Raw genomic sequence first — 22046 nt, 5'->3', positions numbered from 1 at the left:
GCATGAGCATGAGCATGAGCATGAGCATGAGCATGAGCATGAGCATGAGCATGAGCATGAGCATGAGCATGAGCATGAGCATGAGCATGAGCATGAGCAAAGTAGCTTTGAAAAAGCTCAGCATCCAACTCTTCATCACCCTCAGCCGAAACCTCATCCACAAACTCAGCATCAAGTCGTAGGTATTATTGAAAAGCCAGATAAAACTAACAGCCCGTGGATTTGGGGCTGCTTTGGGTTTCAAAAAAATAGTGGTGAGAGTTTACTTCAGGGCTTAGAGCAAAGTACTCAAAAGCATGAGCTATTTTCTATTACTGCAGCTCCCATGATCGAACTTAAATTATTCCAGGATTTATCTCGAAACACGTTTGGTTCGGCACATGACTCGTAAGGTAGTCCAAAGTATTTGGTCATGATAATTCAAAATGTTTGATCAAGTAATCAAGCCATTATTGACAATAAAAAACTCAAAGCACACTATCAAAGCAAATAAGAAGTCGTAGCACTTCTTGTGTAGTGGGCCTGTTGAAAAACCTCAATTTTTTGGAAATTTCAATGGTGGCTGAACGGCCGTTTTGATTTGAGAATGGAAAATTGACTTATTCAACAGGCCCTAGTGGTTTTGTTCATCCTTAATTTACATTATTCAATCTAACAAGAACCACCGATATACTATCTTCTATCTAGCAAGAATCACCATAGGCCGTTCGAAAGGATTTGGACTCTAAAATAAATCGCGCTTCAACTCTACTTGTACCTAACCCTTCTAGCTGATTGATTTGAATGTAATCACGAAGATTGAGAAACGCTCTGAAACTTTGAACAACTCTAGTGAATGGTCTGTAATCCCAAAAACGATCTTTAGCCTCTTTCTTCAATTTATTCCAACGACTTGTGCCTGTCACACCCATAGCAATGGCTGCGGTTATAGCTCTTATAAAAGGCTTATAAGCAAAACGGTTACTCAGTTTTATTTGAAAGTGTAAGTGGTTGCCCACATTAGCTAAGGAAAGAATTCTAACTCCATATTTTGTTGAGAATTTAGAAACAATCTCACGAATCTTAATCTCATTCTTGGTTTTCTTAAAAGACCATTCTCCTGTGGCTTTAGATGATCTTAAAACAAGATGCATTGTATTTCTTGTATCAAGGGGGCGGGGCTGAGATCTGCCTTTTCTGGTTTTCAAAAGCTCTCCGCCATATGATTTATTACTTTTTTTGAGGAATACTGATTGTTTCATGTGAACGAAGGTATGAAATAAACTACAAATTGTCAAAGAATTCTTAAAGTAAAATGACATAAAACCTGAATTGATTAAGAACCTGTAATGCAAGACCTATGTATTGAAAATCAATGCGAGGCATCTAGTGACCAGCAAGGTTTTCCCGCTAGCTTTAAAGCTCAAATTCTTCCCACTCATGATGTTTGCCACGCCAAATACGTAAAGCAACTTTTGGAATAACACCTTGCCCTGGCGTTACACCTTCGGGGTATTCAATGTAAGCATACGTGGGTCGTGACATACGACCTAAACTTCCAGGGTCAAAACTTGTGATGTCTGTCCATGTACCTGTGTTTATGTATTGTCTTCCATCATGATAATGACGATGAGTGGGTTGATGATTATGCCCCATGATTAAAACCTGAGCGTTGTGCTTTTGCATTATTTCAGGTGCAAGATTGACAAAGTTGGGGCGCTTAAAAATTTCAAACATGATCTTAATTGTTTTTGAAAGTCTTGCGAATCTGAGTGGATGATAAATAAAACGCATCTTAAAGAAAAACCACATCACTCTAAAACCGTGAGTCACTGCGAACCAAAAATCAAAAATAAATGCCCAGCGAAGAAATTTATTAAACGGAACCACTTGTGAAATGTAATTGCGCTTGATTTTAAGTGGAGTTAAAAACCCTCCGACAAAAAAACTTCCAAAAGGATAATTGAGAATTTTTCTGCCTTTAGCTTCAATAAAGATGCGATCTACATCAAAGTGATGGATGATTTCATATTGATGACCATGCTCAATGCGAATTTCATCAAATTCATAAGGCACAAACAAAATCTCTAATTCAGGGCTAATCGTATTTTTTATTTCTTCTTGGACTCCTGGCCACCAAAGACCTGCGTCGTGATTTCCCCAGATCATTTTAATTTTGAAGCCTTTTTGGATAAACTGCTTCATGGCATTAATTACCTTGGGGTGTCCTTTTAGAATTCGCCTTATTTTATACACCGCAATATTTTCTATGATTTCATAGGGCGTACTCGAAGTAGTTCTAGTCTGAAGCATATCAAAAAAATCACCATTGATAATCAGCTCAACAGTGCTACCAAGGTATTCGCCTGAAGTATAAAATTCAAGAAACTCAACAAACTTATCGTCTTTACGAAAGTCTTCAAGCGGATTCACTCCCCCATCAGAAAGTGTGGCTCCCGTGCCTAGATGACAATCGCTTATCACCAATTTTATGTGACGTTTCATCTCATAATCATGCCAAGACAAGGGGCTTGTAGCAATACTTAAAAACTTACTTGAATCAGTACGTTTGAATTCGTATGGTTAAATTCGGAGGAACAAAATATGAAACAACTCGGACTTTGTCTTTTTATAGCCTTGTTCATAATCGATGTGGCAAATGCACAAGCAACTGCCCCTAAATCAAAATCTTACCCAACCGCAGAATCCGCCGCCCTCACAGACGCTGATACAAAATGGGCCGATGAATATGGACCATGGGATTTTTCTGGCCTTGTGGGTTGGTATAGCCCAGCACTTGGAATTCAAGCACTCGCCGCTTATCGCGTGATGGATAATTTGATTCCTGATTTAGATGAAAGCTTGAGCCTAGAATCTGGTATCACACTTGTGACATCAAATGAAAACGTCTCTGGAATGGGTGTGACTCGCTCATCATTTGAAATTCCGATAGCTGCTCGCTGGGATTTTAGAATTCCAAACACACCTATCATGGCTGGCCCCGCAGCTGGCTTTAGTTACCTTAATAATAGTGCTGTTGTGAATGTAAACGGCCAAAACGATACAAATCGTGGGTCAGGCATGTTTTTCAGAGCAGGAATTTTTGGAATGTATCGGCTTCAAGAACAAATGTGGTTGCGAACTGATCTCACAACCGGAAGCTTCACGACATTTAAATTAGGCATGACATACGCACTCTAGAGGAGATTAAATGCTGCAATTTGAATCTGTATTTTGGGGAACAAAAAACTCCCTGCAATTGATTAAAAAACTTAAAGCCCTAGGTTTTAGCACCCTACCTTCAACAAGAGACCCAGGGGCCCAATCGATTTATTTTGGTCCTGAATCAATTGAAATATTTGATAGCCAACAAACTCTATTAACTCTTGGCGATCAACAACAACTCAATGAGCATCTTAAATCAGGAGATGCCATTATCGGCCTTGGGCTTGAGTCAGATAATATTGCCCGTGATTATCACAGACTTAAAACAGTTTACCCTTTAGAAAAGCTAAGAAGCGCAAAAGATACTCAAAAAAATGTTCCTCTTTGGTATGGCTTCACAGTGCCTGATACGACTTTAGGTCTTAACACTTGGGTTCTCATGAATTCACCACAAGTATTACAGCAACAAGCTTCAGAAATGTTGCCGTTAAAACATCCCAACACATGTTTTGGAATCGAAGGAATTCATATTCTCATTAAAGATTTTGAGTCAGCATCAGCAAAATGGAGCCAAGTACTTGAAAAACAAAATTCCGGTATTCAATGGGCAGAACTTGGAAAAACCCATGGCAAAAGACTTCAAGCAGGGGATCGTTTTTTAGATCTATTAGAGAAAACAAATGACACTGATCTAACCCGTGCTGCAAATGGGCGAGAAGGTGTTGCGATGCTCACACTTAAAGTTGCAGATCTCGAACAAGCAAAGGCTCTTGCTTTGGCCTCAGGTGCTAGTGTCATTAATTGCAATAACCGCGATGGTTTTATCATTCCATCAGAATTTACTGGCGGCCCGGCACTAAGAATTATTCGCGCCTTTTGGAAACGTTATTTACCTGTTTTAAATGATTTTTTCCCTCAAGGTCGCAGGCCCGATAAATTTAGGCCCTTAGGTGGCGTAAACACCACGACTCTCACTGATGATTTTAGCGATAATTGGAAATACTAATTGAGACCGCAACGTTCCACACAACGTTTCACATTCCTGCACCTGTCATAAAACTTACAGCTGTCTAGTTTTTTGATACCGCGAATTTCATTAGACTCCTTGGTGTTTTAGAGACCCTCTAAAACTGATTTCCGTTGGCCTCACCCTTGCAAAACCAAGGCGTCAGGAGTGTGAATATGAAATTAATTTGTAAGAATAAAAAATCTTTTGCCGCATTAGTAATTGTTGGTTTGATGTCTTTTGGAGGAGCCTGTTCAAAAACAGGATCCGGCGAAGATGGTTTTAACACCATGTATTCACGACTCGGTAAAATTAAGATAAACCCAGAAGCTATGACTGAAATGCTTAACCAAGGCATTCTTTGGAAATCATCTAGTTCGTCATCAAAAGATACAGCTAATAACATTAAAAAAAATGGATTAAAAGGAATTCGTGATGCCGGTGAAAACTTGGCAAAAAGTAAGGAATTTAAACAAGAAGTTAAAGATAAGTATGCTGCCGATGATATTTTGAAGAATTTTACACGAACTTTTTTAAAGGCAGATCCTACTAATCAAGATCGTAGTCGTTTTTTGAGAAAAATTAATGATAAAAAATCAGATCAAGTTGTACGCACTTTGCTTACTGATAATAGGTTTTATATACGTTTATTAAATGAACAACAAACTGCAGCTCGATCACAAACCGTTCCAGCAGATTACACTGATCCCGTAGATCATACTCCAGTAATTGTTACTCCAGGAGGAGGAAACCCACCAGCGGGCACAAGTTGTAACGCACCTCCAATGCCTGAATGTGGTGGCCCCGAAGGTCCAAAGGGCGTATGGGGCTGTTGCACCGAACATGCAACTCCAACGTTAGAGCATGTTGTAATTAGAGCAATAGACCAAATTCAAGCAGAACAACCCGGGCTTTTTAGTGGTAATCGCGTTTTAAATGAAACAGCTTACATGCAAGGTGTAGTGCGCATCTTACAATCATACGGATACTGCGCAACTCATGGCGGCCCTGAAGATGAAGTGGGCATAAAAACAAATAACTCATTTAGTGAGCAATACGACATTCTTTTAAGCAGTGGTCACATTAGACGTTCAGGATTCGCAGTGACCTGTAGAGCTGCAAGATTTTAAGTGTTTAGATCTTGAGGGCCTTCATCTAAAAGTGGAGGCTCTACAACAGGGTCTACTTTGGACTGCTCTAAACCCAATCTTCCAATTATTACACCAAATCGTTCAACGCGATTTTCGACGTTGTCATATTGGGTTTGAGCATCTTTAAGATGTTTTCCCACTTTTGAAAAATCAACTTGGAATTTTTGAAAATCATTTTTTAATCTTATAAGTGTTGCTTCAATCTTTTTTGCTTCTGCTTGAATTTTCAAACCCCTAAACCCTACCGCAATAGCTTGCAGGTAAGCATAAAAGCTATTAGGTGAAACAGGGATTACATGCTTTTTTAGGCAATACTGATGCAAAACTGAATCTTTAAGGAGTTCATAAAAAACACTCTCTGCCGGAATAAACATGAATGCAAAATCTAGAGTTTTTTCAGGAATAATATATTTCTCAGAAATACTATCTACCATGGCTTTTACGTCTTGTGCGAATGCTTTTCTTGCTACCTTTGATTCATCTTCATTTAATGTTCCCTCAAGTAAAAGCCTTGCATTGTTTAACGGAAATTTAGAATCAATACAGAGATAACCCTCTTTAAGTTTTATAACGGCATCTACTGTTTCTTTTGATTTTCCCTCAATAGCGTATTGTTCAAAAAATGCGTCTTCAGGTAAAACCTGTTTGAGCATTTCTGAGAGTTGAAATTCGCCCATTGAGCCACGAAGTTTAGGGCTTTCTAAAATGCGTGTGAGATCACGAACACCTTGGCTTAGACTTACTACTTGACTGGTTACCGCCTGAAGTTCTTCAAGGCGTTTACTTACGGCGCCAAAACTTTCAAAATTTTTCGTAATGGTTTCGGAGAGTTTTTTATCTACTTCGGTTCGAATAATCTCAAGTCGATTTTCAGTAGAACTCTGAAGCCCACCTAATCGAGTTTGCAAATCATCGATTACAAATTGCAAAGTCTGCCTTGTTTCCATACGGGAGCGAGTCATTGCCTCTTCGAGGGATGTGCGATTTTGATTTGTCTCACCAGTAAGTGTTTCTCTGACTTTTTGTAGTTCAGAGGTCAAAGTTTTAAATACAAAAAATCCAACACCAAAGATCGCAATAAGTGACAAAACAACAGCAGTGAGTACAGTAGTTGACAAAATGTGCCTCCTCATAAAGCAGATTTACCTGCACCTTACACGAGGGCCTTCATACAGTCAAAATATGTGTGTTTTTCATTTAAGTATTATAAGCTGATAAGTTTAATCTTATGGTAAGTGTTATGATTTTACTTAAATAATTCCCCATTCATTGAGCCAATTAGAAAGTCTTTGACGAGAAACACCTAAAATTTTTGCAGCTTGGCTACGATTATTTTGTGTAGCTTGAAGTGCCGCCTCAACGTACGAGCGTAAAAGTCCATCGATTTGACTAACTACATCTAGACTTTTTTTACCAACGAGTGCTGATTGTACGTCAGCAATTGGTTGAAAACCGCCAATTGTACTTGCAGTTTTTTTGCCTCGCACTTGATTGTAGCTAAGCCAATTTTGAACCATTTCAGATTTAATTACAGTCTCTTGAGAGTTCAAATGCGAGCGAAGATATTCAGCAAATGAACGAAGTTGCCTTATGTTACCCGGCCAGTTAAAATTCAAAAGCAACTCTTTTGCACCTGTTTCAAAACTCACATCTGAAAGATCATTCACACTTAAAAAGAATTTTAGTAAGTCAAGAATGTCATCTGTTCGTTCGCTCAAGGTGGGAAGTCTTAGCTGATGAACATTAAGTCTATAAAATAAGTCTTCTCTAAATTCATTTTCATTCACAGCATCAATAAGATTCACATTTGTAGCAGCAATAATGCGCACATCAATGGGGCGTTCTTTATCACTACCTAATCGACGCACCTTTTTTTCTTGAAGCACTCTTAAAAACTTGGCCTGAAGATCTATTGAAAGATCACCAATCTCATCTAAGAAAATATCTCCACCATTGGCCGCTTCAAAAAGACCAGTTTTAGTATTTAATGCACCTGTAAAAGCACCTTTTTCGTATCCAAAGAGTTCACTCTCAACAAGATTCTCAGGAAGACTTGCACAATTGACTGCGATAAAAGGGCGATTTGCGTCTCCGTAACAAGACCACAAAGCACGAGCAACAAGTTCTTTACCCGTTCCGGTGGCTCCTAATACAAGAAATGGTCCTGGCAGCTTTCCAATCTTACGAATGACTTCTTTAAGCTCTGTAACTGCTCGAGATTGACCTCTGATTTCATTGATTCCACCAAGGGGTGTAAGCCCTTTGATAAGGCGCCCGGTGTTTGATTCGGAAAGATTTTTTCTCCAAGCTGCTGATTTGTAAAGTGCATATTTATACGCTTCTGGAGAAACAGCCCCTTTGACCACATAATCAACTGCCCCAATTTCTAAACACTTCATGATTGTGGGCTTATCATCTAGCCCTGATATCATCACACAAGGCAAATACGGATCACGTTCACGAATCCGCCTGAGGAGATCTATTCCATCCCCTGTGGTTCCAGTTTTAAGCTGAATGTCTAAAAAAGCTGCCGCAAATACTTCTTTATTAAGTAAGTTACTTGCTTCTTCAAAAGATGTGGCAAATGAGATTTGCTCATCTTTGAAAACGGTTTTTAATGTAAGCCTCATTAATTCATCATCATCAACGATTAGTATCTTCATGGGATTATAAGAATACAAGATATGTGCCCGATTTATAAGTGTTCTAAACTACTTAGGGCAGTTTTAAGATGTTATTTATTAATCAATGTGACAAAAAGTGGTAGCGTTAACCACTTGATTAAATAGTTAAAACCAAGCATTTTAAAGTTATAAAACATCTTTTGGGAGACTCACATCAATGATTATTGTAACAGGTGCGGCAGGATTTATCGGAAGCCAAATAGCCCTTCACCTAGGTCTAAAAGAGAACAACCCACTTATTCTTGTCGATCGGTTTAAATATTTTAATGAACGTAAATATACTAAACCGCTGGTGAGCACATCACAACATATTGAAGCTTCAAAAATATTTCTATCCCAGCTTAATGATTTAAAAGACATCTCAATGATCATTCACATGGGAGCTATTACAAATACAGCAGCCTCTGATGTTGAAGAGCTCAAAGAATGGAACGTCAATTACACAAAAAGTATTTGGAATTATTGCACACAAAAACAAATACCGATGATCTATGCAAGCTCTGCCGCAACTTATGGCTCAGGTGCTGAAGGTTTTAGCGATGACCATAAACAGCTCATGAAACTTCAGCCATTAAATTTATATGGTAAAAGTAAACACGAATTTGATCTCTTTGCATTATCTCAAATTCAAACACCACCACATTGGTACGGCCTTAAATTTTTTAATGTCTACGGCACCGGAGAAAATCACAAAGCGCGCATGGCAAGCTCCATTTGGCATGGTTATAATGAAATCCAATCCACCGGAGCCATGACACTTTTTAAATCTCACAACCCCATGTTCAAAGATGGCGAACAAGCCCGAGATTTTATATATATAAAAGATATTCTTAATATCATTGATTTTCTAATGATCGCAAAACCACAAAATGGAATTTACAACTGTGGCACTGGCGTTGCCGGAACATTTTCTGAATTATCAAAAGCACTATTTGCAACTTTAGAGAAACCAGAAAAAATAAATTGGATCGAAACACCAAAAGAATTTAGAAGTGCTTATCAATACAAAACACAAGCTGATATTTCAAAACTTAGATCAGTTGGTTACACACCGCATATGACATCGTTAAGTGCGGGTGTAAAAGACTACGTATCAAAATTAAAAGGTTAAAATAAGTTCGCAGGCTCTGCTTGTCGCGTGTAAGAAAAGTATTCCCTAAGTAAAATTTCTTCATTTCTAAAATCATAACTTTTATGATTTTTCTTAAAGGTTTCTTTTTCATCGCTTAAAAGCGCATCCCACTCGGCTTTCACTTTTGTGCGGATTTTTTTATCTTCAGCATAAATAATATGAAGTCGCTCATGATTAAAATCGTTTCTTAAAGCGTCTTTATAACCTGTGAGACCACCAGTCAGTGCACCCAAAGAATTCATCATTAAAATATACTTACCACTATCTTCATACCCGCTTAGTTTTGATGGGTTTTCACCCGTGAATACTTTCACTAATTTACTACACGTAAGACCTACCGTTTCTTTGGTCAGCCATTTTCTATATTCTTTAAGTTTATCTGATTTAAGACTTGCCCCTAAAACGGCATAAGGGAATTGACTGATGGGCAAAGTATCAAATCGAGCCACATGTTGAAAAATAAAATAACAATACGCATGATTCACAAAAGCCTCAGGTTGAGTCACTACATAGAGGCCAATTTTTCGATCTACTGAAAGTTTAGGGGCCTTCCATTCAACGCGCATTTTCTCAACACTAACTTTTTGAAGTTCTAATTTTTTTTGCTTTGAGCGTTTAGAGTACCAACTCTTCCAACAAGGGGTTGGATCTTCTACTTTATCAAGTAATTCGTCTCTTAATTTGGTGACAGGGCAATTTAAGTCAATATTGGGTTTTACCCAGGCGTAAATAGTTTTTAAAAGTATGTCGTCTTTGAATTGCGCAAGCTCAGCTTTGGTCACGGGCAGACAAGTAATTTTTGAAAAAGAACACCGCTTAGCAATACACTCATTTAATTTTGCAAATTCATCAAGACCAAAAGATTGATCGACACAAGCTTTAAGTGTGAGGATCTCCATTTTTTGCATCACACTTCCTGCATCTTTACGGCTCCTACTGAGCCATAATAATACAGAAATGCTAGCTCTCACTTCACTGAGCTCATTCTCAACTATGAGCAGCTCTTCATCATTAAGTGTTTCGATACCTAATGACTTTAAAAACTTAGCTTCTCGAGACAAACCTTCGATTAAAATAACTCTATCTTCAAAGTTAAAATGTGGTTTTTCTTTTAAATCCCAAATAATTTTTAAAACTTCATACTCAAAACGATGATATAAAAGGGCTTGTTCGCGTTTTTCAGCTTTTTCAAGAACGCGCCCATCAAGAGCACACCATCTTTTTTCTTTTTGCATTTGAAGATAATGAATATATTCATGAAGCAAAGTTGAAGGAGGTGCATCTTCAGCAAGATAAATCTTTGCACTCTCATCTTTTTTTGCACATACAGCTTTACCGTAAAGCCCTTCGATGTTTGTGATCATTTCAATTGAAATTTTAGGCTCACCTAAAGAATTGAAATAATGTTTTTGGCCTTTTCGAGGGGTCGATAGTAGATCTACTGGGATTATCTTTTTGATATAGTTGATTTGTTTTTCTATGGGAAGAGCTGCAATACTCTCAATTTCAAAAACCTGATCATTGCTTAAGATTTTTAAAGAGACTATTTGAGAAGAGGCCTTTTCAAAATTAAAGAAGAACATTAAAATAACGAGTAAGAAAACGCTCTTTTTAAAGAGCACCGCGTGCTTCCCAATATTCTTGTACTAAGTTATTTAAAATCTCAGATGCGGGTAAAACCTCATGAATAAACCCAACACCTTGACCAGCACTCCAAACATTCTTCCACGTAGTTGTGTGGGCTGCTTTTTCCAGAGCTTTTTGGCCAATTACAGCTAGAACCATTTTCATATATTTTTTTGTAGTCTGATTTTTAAGTAATAGATTTTCTAAAAACCCAATCTCAAGCCCTACTTTTTCAATATACGGAGTTTTAATAACCGCGGCGGGTGTTCCTGAAATTCGACGGGTTAACACAATGTCTTCAGGCTCAGCCTTTATAATAGCATCTTTATACTCTGCACTTACTCCCGCCTCATTTGAGGCAATAAAGAGTGTTCCAATTTGTACAGCATCGGCTCCTAAAACTATTGCCGCTAAAACTTGTCTGCCCGTGGCTATTCCACCAGCAGCAACCACAGGAATTTTTAATTTACTTTTTAAATACGGAATCAAAACCAAAGGCGAAACGGGCCCGGCATGTCCACCCGCACCTGTTGATACGGCAATTACACCATCGCAACCAAGTTCTTGAACTTTTAATGCGTATTTAAGATCTACAACATCACAAAATACTTTACCCCCATAGCTATGTACTTTTTCGATAACTTCTTTTGGATTTCCAAGAGAGGTGATCACCATGGGAACTTTTTCTGAAACACAAACGTCAAGATCAGCTTCGACTCGTGGATTAGCTTTATTGACGATTAAATTTACAGCATATGGTTTTTGAGTTTTTTGTTTTATTCTTTTAATGGCTTGAGTGAATTCTTCGCTGGTTCGCCAATTAAGCGAAGGTACCCCCCCTACTCCACCGGCGTTTGATACTTCAGATACTAGGGCTTCATTACTCACCAAAAACATGGGGCCAGCAATTATTGGAAAATCGCAGCCCATCAGGCGAGTAAACGCTGTCGAAATAGGTTTAAGTTGATCTTTCATAGTGATCACAATTTAATGCCATCAGCTTATGATAGTCCAGTAGTTTTCAGCTTGCCTCATTGATGGAATTTAGCTTAAGTTTGATTCAAGTAAAAAACTCGAAAGTTATATTCACCGGAGGTTAAAATGGCTGAAAGTCGCACTGAACTCTTAGATTCTCTCTTACACAGCAATAAAAAACGCGTCCTCGTAGGCGCTTTATGCGGTGTGGCTGCTGGATTTGTGCTGCTTTTGATTTCAATGCTTTTCACCCCTCCAGGTTCTGGAAAGCTCTGGTGGATACAAATATTAGCCACCCCCTTCTTCGATGGCACCTTTATGGTATGGCTCAAAGCTGATTCGTTTTTTGGTGGATCAGCCTTAGCATACGATGCTGGTCCTTCAGTTTTTATTGCAGGGTTTGCCTTCTTTTTATTCCTATCGCTTCTCTGTGGCGCTATCGTGGGTAAAATGACCACTAACTCTGAAGTGCCTCGAATGGCGTTTTATGGTTTTGTGTTTGGTTTTTTATGTTGGCTTGCATCAAACATGTTTGGCCCAAACTTTTTAAACTACGCAGCACTACAAAATGTCGGGCAAGTCACCCGACTTGCGATGTTTATGAGCTTTGGAGTTTCTTTGGGTGTGTTTTTAGCCTTGGCTAGTCGCATACTTAAAGTTTAACGATTTAAAAAGTCTTCAGAAAATAAATCTCATACTTTAAGAATACTTATGACTCATTCAAAAACGAAGTTTCAAGTTCTTAAATCAGAACTTCCACCGACATTGCGCCTAGCGATGCCTGTAGCATTAACCCAATTAGGGCAAATGCTCATGGCTCTTGTAGATACATTTATGGTTGGAAAACTTGGTGCCGCTGCTGTTGGGGGTGTAAGCATTGGGAATGCTGTATTTTACGCCGTTGCAATTTTTGGAATGGGCATACTTTTAGGGCTTGATTATCTGGTTTCTCATGCTTACGGGCGTAAAGCACTTGATGAATGTCATCATTGGTTAGTTCAATCAGTTTACGTTACATTTATTATTTCGATCCCACTTTTTATTATTCTTTTTATCATTACATTTTATTTAGACAGCTTTGGAATTGACCCTCAAGTTGTTAAAGAAGCTCAACCTTTTCTTCAAATATTAATACTAAACTTGCTTCCATTCTTACTTTTTTCTGCATTTAGACAATACCTGCAAGCCATGAATGATCCATCGATGATTACGGTAATCATGATTTTAGCCAATCTTGCAAATGCCTTTTTAAATTGGATTTTTGTATTCGGAAATTGGGGAGCTCCTCAACTTGAAACAGCCGGCTCTGCACTGGCCACAACCATCACACGAACATTAATGCTTGTGCTTTTGATCGCGTATACTTTATGGCAAGATCGCAGAAAAAATCTTGGGCTCATCAACACTTCTTGGAAACCAAAATTCTTAAATATTAAAAAATTAATCTCCCTTGGGTTACCAGCAGCTTTTCAACTTCTTTTTGAAGTAGCAGTTTTTTCACTCGCAACAACTTTGACTGGAAGATTAGGAGCAATTCCCCTAGCTGCTCATACAATTGTACTTAATATCGCAAGCTTTACATTTATGGTTCCATTTGGAATTTCATCAGCAGCTGCTGTACGTGTTGGCCAAGCGATAGGAAAAGGCAACCACGATGAAGCAAGACATGCAGGTTGGACAAGCATCTTTTTGGCAGGTTCATTTATGACTTTGTCTGCAATCTTTTTGTATGTCTTTCGAGATTTTCTCATTGGGTTATTTATCAGTGACGAGCAAGTCATAAAAAGTGCCATCGAAATTTTAATCCTAGCAGCTTTGTTCCAAGTCTCTGACGGACTTCAAACAGTAGGTACCGGGGCCCTCAGAGGTCTTAGTGATACACAATCAGCGATGTATGCAAACCTGGTCGGGCACTGGCTTATAGGTTTACCCATAGGATATTATCTTTGTTTCACTAAAGGGTTTGCAATCACAGGACTTTGGACGGGGTTAACTCTTGGCCTCACCTTGGTAGCTATCGCCGTGACCTGGCAATGGGCTAGACTTTCAAAAACGGTAATAAAATTACAAAAAACCTAAAAAAAACAGCTATTTCTTCCGATTTATAGATGAATGAAATTTACGCTATTAAATAAAGATAATTGGTTCAAAATCTTTAAAGGCAAGTTCACCAAGGCTCGCTCAGAAGATATCTTTGATATTAAAACATATCGATTACTCGCTATCACTGGCACGATTTTTTATCCTCTATGGTCAATATTTTTTATTTATTTTGTGCCTGGTAACATAGACCCTATTAAACTAAGACTGATTATTTCATCTATCATGCTCATAATGGTAGTCACTTCATTTACAAGTAAATTTGTAAAACGAAATTATAAATACTTATTTATTCTTTCCCTGTGGCTCATCACTGCACATTACTTTTATATTTGGAAACTCAATCATCTCAGCATTGAATATTCTTTAGGCCTTCTTGTAACTGTCTGTGCAATTAGCGCTGCATTTCCTAGTAAAAATTCACTTTTAGTTTATTGCGCTTTTATGACTTCAGCGACATGTTATTTAGTATTTTCTGAACCGGTTGAAGCTTTTTCGCGAAGTATACTTTTACTTGGCGTAGTTACTATATTCTCAATTTATGTCGTCGCATTTTTGAGTCACTTGCGAACCCTTAACGAACTTGCAACAAGTGAAAAACGCTTTAAACTATTAACAGAACACTTACGCGTTGGCGTCATACTTCATGATCCTCAAGGCCAAATTATTGAAGCAAATCCAAGCGGACTTAAAATGCTTGGCACTGATAATGCTCAATCAATTAAAGGTAAAGCACTTTCTTCACTCCTAGCGATTGTCAATGAAGAGGGAGAAGAAATCACTCAAGATGACCGCCCTATGGCAAAAGTATTAAAAACAAATCTTCCCATCTATAATTGTAATATCGGAGTCAAACGCCCACAGGGCCTCAACTGGCTTAAAATTGATATTGACCCTATATATGATTCTGAAAACAAAACCGTGGGTATCATCACTTCAATGCTCGATATCACCGAACAAAAAGCAGCAGAAGACGAACTTCATCATAGCCGTGCTCAGTCACAAAACCAGGCGCGCCTAGCAAGTTTAGGTGAAATGGCAGGGGGCATTGCTCATGAAATAAATAACCCACTAGCCATCATTGAACTAAAACTTGATCAATTAAAGTCTCGCATCGAAGACAAAGATTTTGATAATGCCTATGCTGTTCAAACGATAGAAACCGTTTTAAAAACTAGTCATCGAATTGCAGCAATCATCAAAGGGCTACGTTACTTTTCTCGGGATGGAACAAATGATCCACTTTCAGTTGTTACATTAAAATCTATTATCGAAAGTACTCTTGTCCTTTGCACCGAACGCTTCACGCATAACAACATTAAACTTATAGTACCCGATCTAGCCAATGATTTAACAATAGAATGCTCCCCTGTGCAAATTCATCAGGTACTCTTAAATCTTCTCAATAATGCCTTTGATGCCGTAGAAAAACGCTCTGAAAAATGGGTGGAAATCAAATTACAAGATTGCGGTAAAGAAATTAAATTAATAGTCAAAGATAGTGGCTTGGGCATTCCCGCATCAGTAGAATTAAAAATGTTTTATCCATTTTTCACAACAAAAGAAATAGGCAAAGGTACGGGCCTAGGACTAAGCATTTCCAAGGGTATTATTCTACGACATAATGGAAAACTTGAAATCGATCACACACAAAAGAACACTACATTTATAATCACACTACCTAAAGCACAACCACTCCCTCAAACAAGTGCTGCCTGATTTTTTTCTTGCAAGCTAACAAACCATAGATAAAGCTACTGTTGCATGTTCAAATTCACAGGTTCAAAAATCGTAAGCCTTTTATTTTTACTTCTGCCAACTCAATCCGTATTGGCGTGGGAAACAGATCAATTCACAAAACGTTTTTCACCACTTCAAGATTCAACACTTAAACTTAATGCAAAGGTTAATTCAGAATTAAGCGCAGTTATTCAAGATTGGAAGCCAATAGATGGCACAAATGAAATCCTCTTTGTTAAAAGAGTCTATAAAAGACTTTCGGACAACCATTTATTTAGTCATTACGAATCATGGATAAACAATTCTATATACATCAATAAATCAGACATTAAGCAAAAAGATAGCATCTACGCTGGAGCTAGTTTATCTAGCTCACGATTTAATTTCTTCTTCGATGGTGCACCAACGGTTTATGCTGGAGGAGCACGTTTTGGCACTGATAAAACAGGTCATTTTTTCTCCGAAGGGTATATCTATTATCAATTGTTTCATAACGTACGACTTAGTTTAGAAAAAATTTTAAATTACGGAATACGTTCTGAACTTGCCATTTTTGGCTTAAAAATTTCGGGTGTTTATTCAAGCGGAGATCTTGTAGCAAATTATGAGGGTTTTCGATTCTATGAAAGTCTTTTTAATTCTGTTGTTGATCCAATAAAAGGGTCTATCATCGCGTGGTCACCCCAAGGGCCTGTTATGCGTCGAGGGTTTGATTGGAGAGATTATGTTTCTGAAATATGGGATGAAGCTCTTTACCCACCAGTACTTATAAAGCCACTTCAAAAAACGGTGCTTAATAATCTAATTAAACTTTGCAATGACTTTTTAAGAAATCCAATAAAATTTAAGCCACAAAATGAGGACGCACTCATTTCGCGCTATTCGCACTTAGGTTTACATTTCCAAACACAAAATCGCTTAGAAAATGTGTGCCGTTAATTATTTGATTTCAAAATAATATGTGCCTGAACCATGAATTGTAGTAATTAATTGTGAGTTAATCACTGATTCCATATCAAAAAGTATGTTTCCAGGTAACTGAAATGGTTTGGCAGATATTTTTCCAAGGGTGATTTTCTTTTTAAGATATCTAGCTTGATTGCCATTTGGCTGCAATTTTTTAACAATCACTTCCGCACCACGTCGTATATTTTCTTTTCCTTTAAAAACATATTTTGTAACACTTGATGATTGACTGAGTTGATCAACTTCAACTATGGCAACAGGCGCACTTGTTGTACGTTTACTGCCTACATAGGCACTTGTACAAGGTTCTGCCTCCCAGAAATGATCAACATTATAAATTTCAAATTGATCACCCTTCATGAGCCCAGCTTGGGAACCATGATTAACCATAAGTTCTTCTTTATTTATGTTTTTCAAAATACGACCAACCCATAATTGTTGATCTGATTGTTTCTTAAAATCTTTAAGTGCAAGTTCTAAACCTTTTTGGGAAACCTTAGCCAAAGGAGTACTGAGATAATAATTAGGATTCCCCTGGAACTGGCTAAAATCAATTGTTAGACCAAGGTCAGTTTTAGTTTGATTAGAATTTACATTGCTACTTGTAGCCAGGGCTCGAGTCAAAGGGTCTTTGCCAATCATTACGAGATCCATCTGCGCTTTTGATACCTTCATACTGACACTACCGCTAGTTCCCGAATAATTTCCACCTGGAGTGTAACCAAAATTAATTCCAAATGATGATTGAAATTCAAAGGAATTCACATTTCCGCTTATCTGAAAATGGGGTAAATCAACAACACACTGAGGTGTACTATCGACATATAATTCCTCAGTGGATGGCGGTGGTGAACCAGGTGCACCTGGTGCTGCTTGAATTGTTTTAATATTCTCTTTAAAGCTCATTCTTTCACCGCAAGCAGTAAGAAGTGCTAATAAAGATATTGCTCCTAAAACGTTGAGTGTTTGTTGTTTTATCACTTGTTGTTCCCCCTAGTGTTTTGCAACCACAAATTAAATTCATCGACCACAGCAACCCCATCTGCGGGCAATTCCAAATGCATTTTACCAAGACCTTTAGTCTTAAATGCAGTTTGGCCATTAACAGTGGCTACAAAAATATTTTCCCCTGGCTCCATGCTCTTTGGTGCAACAAACACAGCTATCCCGTTTTGGGCCGCTAACTGTGCACCTCTTTTATAGGCTTCTGTGAGTTTTAAAGCTGGTGCCCATGGAACCACAATGGCATCAACTTTTTGATTCACAGCGTACGAAAAACCGTCATAGATAGCGCTACTATGTGTATCGCCAAAAGGCCCAATAACTTTTATTGGAATAATTGCATAATCAGTTTTAATAGTTTTCAGAAAATATTTTGCAGTAGCTGTGCCATGCCCATTATCATCACTGGGGCGGCTGTCCCACGAGATAAAATCAAAACCTAAAACTTGATCACCCGAAAATCTAATTACATTCTTGCCGATTTTTTTATCATTATAATCAATACCAGAATCAATTATTGCAACTTTGATATTTGAGACATTTAGTGGGAGTGCTGAAATTTTACTCTTTAGTGGTTGATCTAGAATTTTTTTATAACGCCAATAAGCATAAAAAGAAAATATGCCTTCAATTGAATCTTCGAGCCAATTACCAGATTTTTCAAGACAAGATCCTAAAGCATTAGCTTGCACAGCTGCTCTTTGAGTTTTAGGCATTTTAATTTCAATTTCTTCAGAAAAATTTTTGACTTTTTCTACAATACCTTTGTGATTAAGGGGTATGAGCCCCTCACGTATGATTCCATCAACAGCGATTGGCAATATTTTCTTCAGTGCTTCTATAAGAGTTTCTCTACGTTGAATTTCCAGACCTAAAGCAAACCCGCTATAGCTCCCAGCAATAAAAGTGTCTTTTCCATATGCTTTAATATCGAAAATTAAATCTTGTTTTTTCCCACTACGCATATCTTCAATGGCAAATCGAATTTGATTTTTAATTTCAAATTTTTTCTGTTTAAAACCTATTCCGTAGCCTGCAATATTAATGACAAATCCTTCATCAAAGTTAGCGCCAAAATTGCTTGATAATGGCCCCCACCCGTGGGTATTAAATCTACCTTCAAAAAAATCAGGCTTAATACATTGAGATGCTTCTTCACCCGATGCAACAAATTCATTTTCAAGTGAGCCCTCAATACCTGAATTAAAAATATTCACTCGATCAGGAGCAAAACCATACACGAGTCGATTACTACGAGACCCACTTGCATAAAGTAATGTTTCAATGTGTGGTGTGACTTTAAGATCTAGGTGAACAGGTTCATCGTTATCAAGTAATACGGCTTCAAATTCAGAAAAATTAAAAAGCTGATTTGCTAGGAGGTAACTGATTTCTCGCCCCTGAGTAACGCGAGTGCCGTCAGTGAGGGTGAGCCAACGATCTTTGGCAATGTGAATCCCCACTCTAGTTTTTGCTAGACTAGAGTCCGCCCACGCCAGACTGCTGACGAGGATGAGCGCAACTAAAAACCTAAACACACTTCGCCCCTCGAGATTCCCCACAATATATAGAGTCGGTTCATGGGGCAAAAGAGTTAATCAAAAATCATGTTTATTAAGTCTAGCGGACTATTAGTGGGGGAACTTTTTGCCTGATTGCCTTTTAATAACCATTCTCACTCGTTAGCCGCTGTTGGGTAAAGTGGCCAGGAATAGCGAATGATGTGCTCTGGCTCACCCTGCAAAACTGATCATCAAAACTCAAACGTAAATGAAATCGCAGCTAGGAGGTTCACTCCACCAATGAAATATAGGCCGGTCTTTATGCCATCGTTTTTCTGAATGGAGGCAGTATAGATATTGAGTCCCGCAATCAATCCGTGAGTCAGAGCTCTGATCAGCCGATCTCGACGTTCGCGGTCTTTTCTTTCAGTATTATATGATTTCAAGAAGTGACTTTTCTGTTCATTTGTAAAACGGGTGTTCTGAAGTGTTTGATAAACAGACCTCTCCTCACCGCCGATCTTCCATACGTAGGCACCATAACCAACTGATGCAATACCTATCGTTTGAAAGACTGTGTAAACACCTTTTTCAGCGTTATCTTCTGTTATATTTGCTCCCCAAATTCCTCCCGCCAGAGCCAATGATCCACTGATTATGTAGCTTAACCCATTCTTGTAGTCTCGCTCCTTTTGTGTTTCAACTTCTTGGGCAAACTGCTCCCATTTGACAGAGTCAATTCTGGAGTCTTCCGCAGCCTGAGCCGGAGTCACTCGCATCATCGCCATCACTAATAAGAGCATTAAGCTAAATCTGCCAGCCCAATTGCACATAAACCGTTTGAGCAAAAAAACTCTCCTCATCTACAAATCGAGTTGTTGAATACACAATTCCTGCATTAAATTTATCCAAACCATAATAGACGCCACCCGATATTCCATTTCCGTCGATGCCACCTGATAAATACATTGATCCAAAGTGATAAAGGGCTCCCAATCTTAGTTTCTCAATATCGCTTTCTTCGTAATTCATGCTGCGATACTCAATGCTAATATCAAGATCCCCCCAACCAACGGGAGGCGAAAATCCTAATCCATATTGAGCTTCGACCGGGGTCTTAAGTTCTTCATACTGTTTTGATACATAGCCAAGATTTGCAACAAATACGGAAACTCGCGGCCGCCAGGTTTTGGCGAGAAAATATGTAGCACCAGGTTCAATGTAAGTAGCAATTTGTTCCTTGGGCTTGATTAGATCTTTCCCGACCTGTGTGCCCAATTGAACAAGTTTGAAACGCTGACTAATAAATTTGCGATTTATGAATCTTGCTTGAACGCCCGCGTAGAAATCGTTGAAGACTTCAAGACCTGATTGAAACGTAAAGCCCTTTTCTTCAATAGCGTAAAGCTCCACATCTGGATTGGCCTCATTTCTTACGACCGAAAACCCTTTAACGGTGATAGGGGTATACTGGGCATTTAGATATTTTGATTTGAAATTAACATCGGCATTGGCTTCGATTTGAATAACTTTTCCTTGTGAAAACATCGTGTCAACCATCTCTTGGGTGATTTTCCCGTCGAGCAGTTTGCGCACACTTTCAAGCGAAGCATATCCATTTGACAGTAATAGCTCCACACCAAACAGGGGCTTTTTATTCAACGCAGTCATCGAGGGATTGCAAGGCAATCCGTCAGGTATATCTATAATTGTTAGACAAGAGTGCGCTAAACTTTTCGTAACCAAACTGGAATGCTGGGTTTCAAAGGTTCGTGCATTACGGCTGAAGGATAATGTCTGTGCTTGAGCGCCACTTATGCCAAGAAAGAAAATTAAAAAAGCGTTCGTCAAAACCCATTGCATTTAATGATCTTTCCGAAACCATGCTGTACAGCTGCTTGACGAACAAAAATATTTGAAACTTCATCAACAACAGTCGCCGAAGTAAAAAATATGGTCAAATTCGATACGGTTTCACTTGTTTCGTTAGCCATTCGCTTCATTGCTTCAGCTTGGTCAGGGTTTGAAAAACCAATATCGTTTAAAATATCAATCAAGAGTTTTCCAAGAGTAATGGCGGCATCGTTGACATTTCCTAAATCAATTCTACAAGTTGTTTCTTCTTTGTTAGCGGGCTCTAAAAATTCGCCAACGAAATTCTCAGCTAATATGTGCTTAAGCAACACTATTTCAAGGACAGCTCGATACAAAGCGTCCTCGGGCTTTACCTTATTTCCCAATTCATTCAAAATGTAAATTGCATGCCGAATGTAAGTAGCCTGATTAGGGGTAGCTAAAGGTACGGAGGCATAGGCCTCAAGGAAACCTGCAAATCTCACCAGTACCGCCGATAAATTCAAGGCCGCTTGATTCACCCTTTGACTCTTGGCTTCGGCTTTATTTAGTTCCGGCAATTTTTCGCCAAGTTTTTTTAGCTTTTCAGAGTGATTGATGATCGGAACTAGTTTTTGAACCTTTATTCCGCCCTTATGTGCATATGCCGATGCCAGAACTACCTTGTACTCGGTGTTTGAGGGTTCCTTGGTTATTGCAGATTCAAGAAGCTCGATAGCTTCATCAGTTCGCTGCTCGTCAATGAGCCTATAAGCCTCAAGTACTGTGTTTTGCTTCTTGTCTTCTTTCTTAGAACATCCAGCAAGCATAGATGCACACAGGAGGGTCTCCGGCTTTAAACGGGGTTGGGCCATTTGAAAAAGAATTGATCAGTGTTTATCGATAGATGGTTCAGATAGCCACAGCGCTGCAGTATTTTTCTGCAATAAGAAACCGGGTTGGTGTAACCGTAGCCCATTCGTCTAAGAACTTTGATCTTATTGTTGAGGCCTTCAGCAACAGCTGTTGGAAGTTTCGATTCGATTCAATGCAATGCAATGCAATTCGATTCGATGCACGCTCTGATGAATAATCGGCTTCTCACTGGTACAAATGTTTTTGCTTATGATGACCATGACAAAGAGTTTGCAGATTATGAGTATCATTTGTTCCATTCAAAGAGAG

The 22046-nt window shown here is 38.5% G+C and carries 20 protein-coding genes; 9 read left to right on the top strand and 11 right to left on the bottom strand.

Annotation, left to right across the window (positions count from 1 at the left end; all coding sequences use genetic code 11):
• On the top strand, positions 1 to 391 hold a 391-nt coding region (locus tag SGI74_14510), incomplete at its 5' end, for a hypothetical protein (GenBank protein MDZ4678707.1).
• A 292-nt stretch (positions 392 to 683) separates the two neighbouring features.
• Here the strand turns inward: SGI74_14510 and SGI74_14505 are convergent.
• Positions 684 to 1241: a transposase gene (locus tag SGI74_14505; protein ID MDZ4678706.1), complete on the bottom strand. Its 558-nt coding sequence runs from the start codon at positions 1239 to 1241 to the stop codon at positions 684 to 686.
• 154 nt (positions 1242 to 1395) lie between these two features.
• Positions 1396 to 2484 carry a metallophosphoesterase gene (locus tag SGI74_14500; protein MDZ4678705.1) on the bottom strand — a complete coding sequence of 363 codons (1089 nt, stop codon included), beginning with the start codon at positions 2482 to 2484 and terminating at the stop codon, positions 1396 to 1398.
• Positions 2485 to 2583: 99 nt separating this feature from the next.
• Here SGI74_14500 and SGI74_14495 point away from each other — a divergent pair, with 99 nt between their 5' ends.
• The 3 genes from SGI74_14495 to SGI74_14485 all read left to right on the top strand — a co-directional run bounded on the left by SGI74_14495 (position 2584) and on the right by SGI74_14485 (position 5280).
• Positions 2584 to 3180: an outer membrane beta-barrel protein gene (locus SGI74_14495; GenBank protein ID MDZ4678704.1), complete on the top strand. Its 597-nt coding sequence runs from the start codon at positions 2584 to 2586 to the stop codon at positions 3178 to 3180.
• A gap of 10 nt (positions 3181 to 3190) precedes the next feature.
• Positions 3191 to 4150: a hypothetical protein gene (locus SGI74_14490; GenBank protein ID MDZ4678703.1), complete on the top strand. Its 960-nt coding sequence runs from the start codon at positions 3191 to 3193 to the stop codon at positions 4148 to 4150.
• A 176-nt stretch (positions 4151 to 4326) separates the two neighbouring features.
• Entirely contained in the window at positions 4327 to 5280 is a 954-nt protein-coding gene (locus SGI74_14485) for a hypothetical protein (protein ID MDZ4678702.1), read from the top strand.
• Here the strand turns inward: SGI74_14485 and SGI74_14480 are convergent.
• Positions 5277 to 6419: a DNA recombination protein RmuC gene (locus tag SGI74_14480; GenBank protein MDZ4678701.1), complete on the bottom strand. Its 1143-nt coding sequence runs from the start codon at positions 6417 to 6419 to the stop codon at positions 5277 to 5279. The genes SGI74_14485 and SGI74_14480 overlap by 4 nt on opposite strands.
• A gap of 132 nt (positions 6420 to 6551) precedes the next feature.
• On the bottom strand, positions 6552 to 7964 hold the full coding sequence (locus SGI74_14475) for a sigma-54 dependent transcriptional regulator (protein MDZ4678700.1): 1413 nt from the start codon (positions 7962 to 7964) through the stop codon (positions 6552 to 6554).
• Between the two features lie 178 nt (positions 7965 to 8142).
• Here SGI74_14475 and rfaD point away from each other — a divergent pair, with 178 nt between their 5' ends.
• Complete coding sequence (gene rfaD / locus SGI74_14470; GenBank protein ID MDZ4678699.1) at positions 8143 to 9096, top strand: ADP-glyceromanno-heptose 6-epimerase; 954 nt, start codon at positions 8143 to 8145, stop codon at positions 9094 to 9096.
• Here the strand turns inward: rfaD and SGI74_14465 are convergent.
• Positions 9093 to 10739 carry a hypothetical protein gene (locus SGI74_14465; protein ID MDZ4678698.1) on the bottom strand — a complete coding sequence of 549 codons (1647 nt, stop codon included), beginning with the start codon at positions 10737 to 10739 and terminating at the stop codon, positions 9093 to 9095. The two genes, rfaD and SGI74_14465, sit on opposite strands and share 4 nt — an antisense overlap.
• Positions 10729 to 11718, bottom strand: a complete 990-nt coding sequence (locus SGI74_14460; protein ID MDZ4678697.1) for a nitronate monooxygenase — start codon at positions 11716 to 11718, stop codon at positions 10729 to 10731. The genes SGI74_14465 and SGI74_14460 overlap by 11 nt, the downstream gene beginning before the upstream one ends.
• Positions 11719 to 11844: 126 nt before the next feature.
• Between SGI74_14460 and SGI74_14455 the strand changes: the two genes are divergently transcribed.
• From SGI74_14455 to SGI74_14440, 4 genes are read left to right on the top strand one after another with little or no spacing between them, the layout of a single operon-like run.
• Positions 11845 to 12381: a hypothetical protein gene (locus SGI74_14455; GenBank protein MDZ4678696.1), complete on the top strand. Its 537-nt coding sequence runs from the start codon at positions 11845 to 11847 to the stop codon at positions 12379 to 12381.
• A gap of 48 nt (positions 12382 to 12429) precedes the next feature.
• Positions 12430 to 13797 (top strand): MATE family efflux transporter, encoded by a 1368-nt coding sequence (locus SGI74_14450; protein ID MDZ4678695.1) that lies wholly within the window; start codon positions 12430 to 12432, stop codon positions 13795 to 13797.
• A gap of 33 nt (positions 13798 to 13830) precedes the next feature.
• The gene (locus tag SGI74_14445; GenBank protein MDZ4678694.1) at positions 13831 to 15537 is read left to right on the top strand and encodes an ATP-binding protein; all 1707 of its coding nucleotides are present in this window, start codon (positions 13831 to 13833) and stop codon (positions 15535 to 15537) included.
• Positions 15538 to 15582: 45 nt separating this feature from the next.
• Positions 15583 to 16497 carry a hypothetical protein gene (locus SGI74_14440; GenBank protein ID MDZ4678693.1) on the top strand — a complete coding sequence of 305 codons (915 nt, stop codon included), beginning with the start codon at positions 15583 to 15585 and terminating at the stop codon, positions 16495 to 16497.
• On the opposite strand, the gene SGI74_14435 is transcribed toward SGI74_14440, so the two are convergent.
• The 5 genes from SGI74_14435 to SGI74_14415 all read right to left on the bottom strand — a co-directional run bounded on the left by SGI74_14435 (position 16498) and on the right by SGI74_14415 (position 21736).
• Positions 16498 to 17505, bottom strand: a complete 1008-nt coding sequence (locus SGI74_14435; GenBank protein MDZ4678692.1) for a hypothetical protein — start codon at positions 17503 to 17505, stop codon at positions 16498 to 16500. It abuts the gene before it with no gap.
• Positions 17502 to 19064 carry a S8 family serine peptidase gene (locus tag SGI74_14430; protein MDZ4678691.1) on the bottom strand — a complete coding sequence of 521 codons (1563 nt, stop codon included), beginning with the start codon at positions 19062 to 19064 and terminating at the stop codon, positions 17502 to 17504. The genes SGI74_14435 and SGI74_14430 overlap by 4 nt, the downstream gene beginning before the upstream one ends.
• 215 nt (positions 19065 to 19279) lie before the next feature.
• On the bottom strand, positions 19280 to 19831 hold the full coding sequence (locus SGI74_14425; GenBank protein ID MDZ4678690.1) for a hypothetical protein: 552 nt from the start codon (positions 19829 to 19831) through the stop codon (positions 19280 to 19282).
• A 4-nt stretch (positions 19832 to 19835) separates the two neighbouring features.
• Positions 19836 to 20891, bottom strand: coding sequence for a hypothetical protein (locus SGI74_14420; protein ID MDZ4678689.1), 1056 nt, complete (start codon positions 20889 to 20891; stop codon positions 19836 to 19838).
• Entirely contained in the window at positions 20876 to 21736 is an 861-nt protein-coding gene (locus SGI74_14415) for a hypothetical protein (protein MDZ4678688.1), read from the bottom strand. The genes SGI74_14420 and SGI74_14415 overlap by 16 nt, the downstream gene beginning before the upstream one ends.
• Positions 21737 to 22046 lie beyond the last annotated feature (310 nt).

This window comes from Oligoflexia bacterium (genome assembly GCA_034439615.1).
GTDB lineage: Bacteria > Bdellovibrionota > Bdellovibrionia > JABDDW01 > JABDDW01 > JAWXAT01.
The sequence above is the reverse complement of the archived record's forward strand: the minus strand, read 5'-3'. Positions and strand labels throughout refer to the sequence as shown.

Bases quoted from the DNA above. Each gene is read 5' to 3' on its own strand.
- SGI74_14460 (MDZ4678697.1), bottom strand. From the start codon at position 11,718: ATGAAAGATCAACTTAAACCTATTTCGACAGCGTTTACTCGCCTGATG.
- SGI74_14490 (MDZ4678703.1), top strand. From the start codon at position 3,191: ATGCTGCAATTTGAATCTGTATTTTGGGGAACAAAAAACTCCCTGCAA.
- SGI74_14455 (MDZ4678696.1), top strand. From the start codon at position 11,845: ATGGCTGAAAGTCGCACTGAACTCTTAGATTCTCTCTTACACAGCAAT.
- SGI74_14445 (MDZ4678694.1), top strand. From the start codon at position 13,831: ATGAAATTTACGCTATTAAATAAAGATAATTGGTTCAAAATCTTTAAA.
- SGI74_14425 (MDZ4678690.1), bottom strand. From the start codon at position 19,831: ATGCTCTTATTAGTGATGGCGATGATGCGAGTGACTCCGGCTCAGGCT.
- SGI74_14450 (MDZ4678695.1), top strand. From the start codon at position 12,430: ATGACTCATTCAAAAACGAAGTTTCAAGTTCTTAAATCAGAACTTCCA.
- SGI74_14420 (MDZ4678689.1), bottom strand. From the start codon at position 20,891: ATGCAATGGGTTTTGACGAACGCTTTTTTAATTTTCTTTCTTGGCATA.
- SGI74_14440 (MDZ4678693.1), top strand. From the start codon at position 15,583: ATGTTCAAATTCACAGGTTCAAAAATCGTAAGCCTTTTATTTTTACTT.
- SGI74_14495 (MDZ4678704.1), top strand. From the start codon at position 2,584: ATGAAACAACTCGGACTTTGTCTTTTTATAGCCTTGTTCATAATCGAT.
- SGI74_14485 (MDZ4678702.1), top strand. From the start codon at position 4,327: ATGAAATTAATTTGTAAGAATAAAAAATCTTTTGCCGCATTAGTAATT.
- SGI74_14415 (MDZ4678688.1), bottom strand. From the start codon at position 21,736: ATGGCCCAACCCCGTTTAAAGCCGGAGACCCTCCTGTGTGCATCTATG.
- rfaD (MDZ4678699.1), top strand. From the start codon at position 8,143: ATGATTATTGTAACAGGTGCGGCAGGATTTATCGGAAGCCAAATAGCC.
- SGI74_14505 (MDZ4678706.1), bottom strand. From the start codon at position 1,241: ATGAAACAATCAGTATTCCTCAAAAAAAGTAATAAATCATATGGCGGA.
- SGI74_14475 (MDZ4678700.1), bottom strand. From the start codon at position 7,964: ATGAAGATACTAATCGTTGATGATGATGAATTAATGAGGCTTACATTA.
- SGI74_14500 (MDZ4678705.1), bottom strand. From the start codon at position 2,484: ATGAAACGTCACATAAAATTGGTGATAAGCGATTGTCATCTAGGCACG.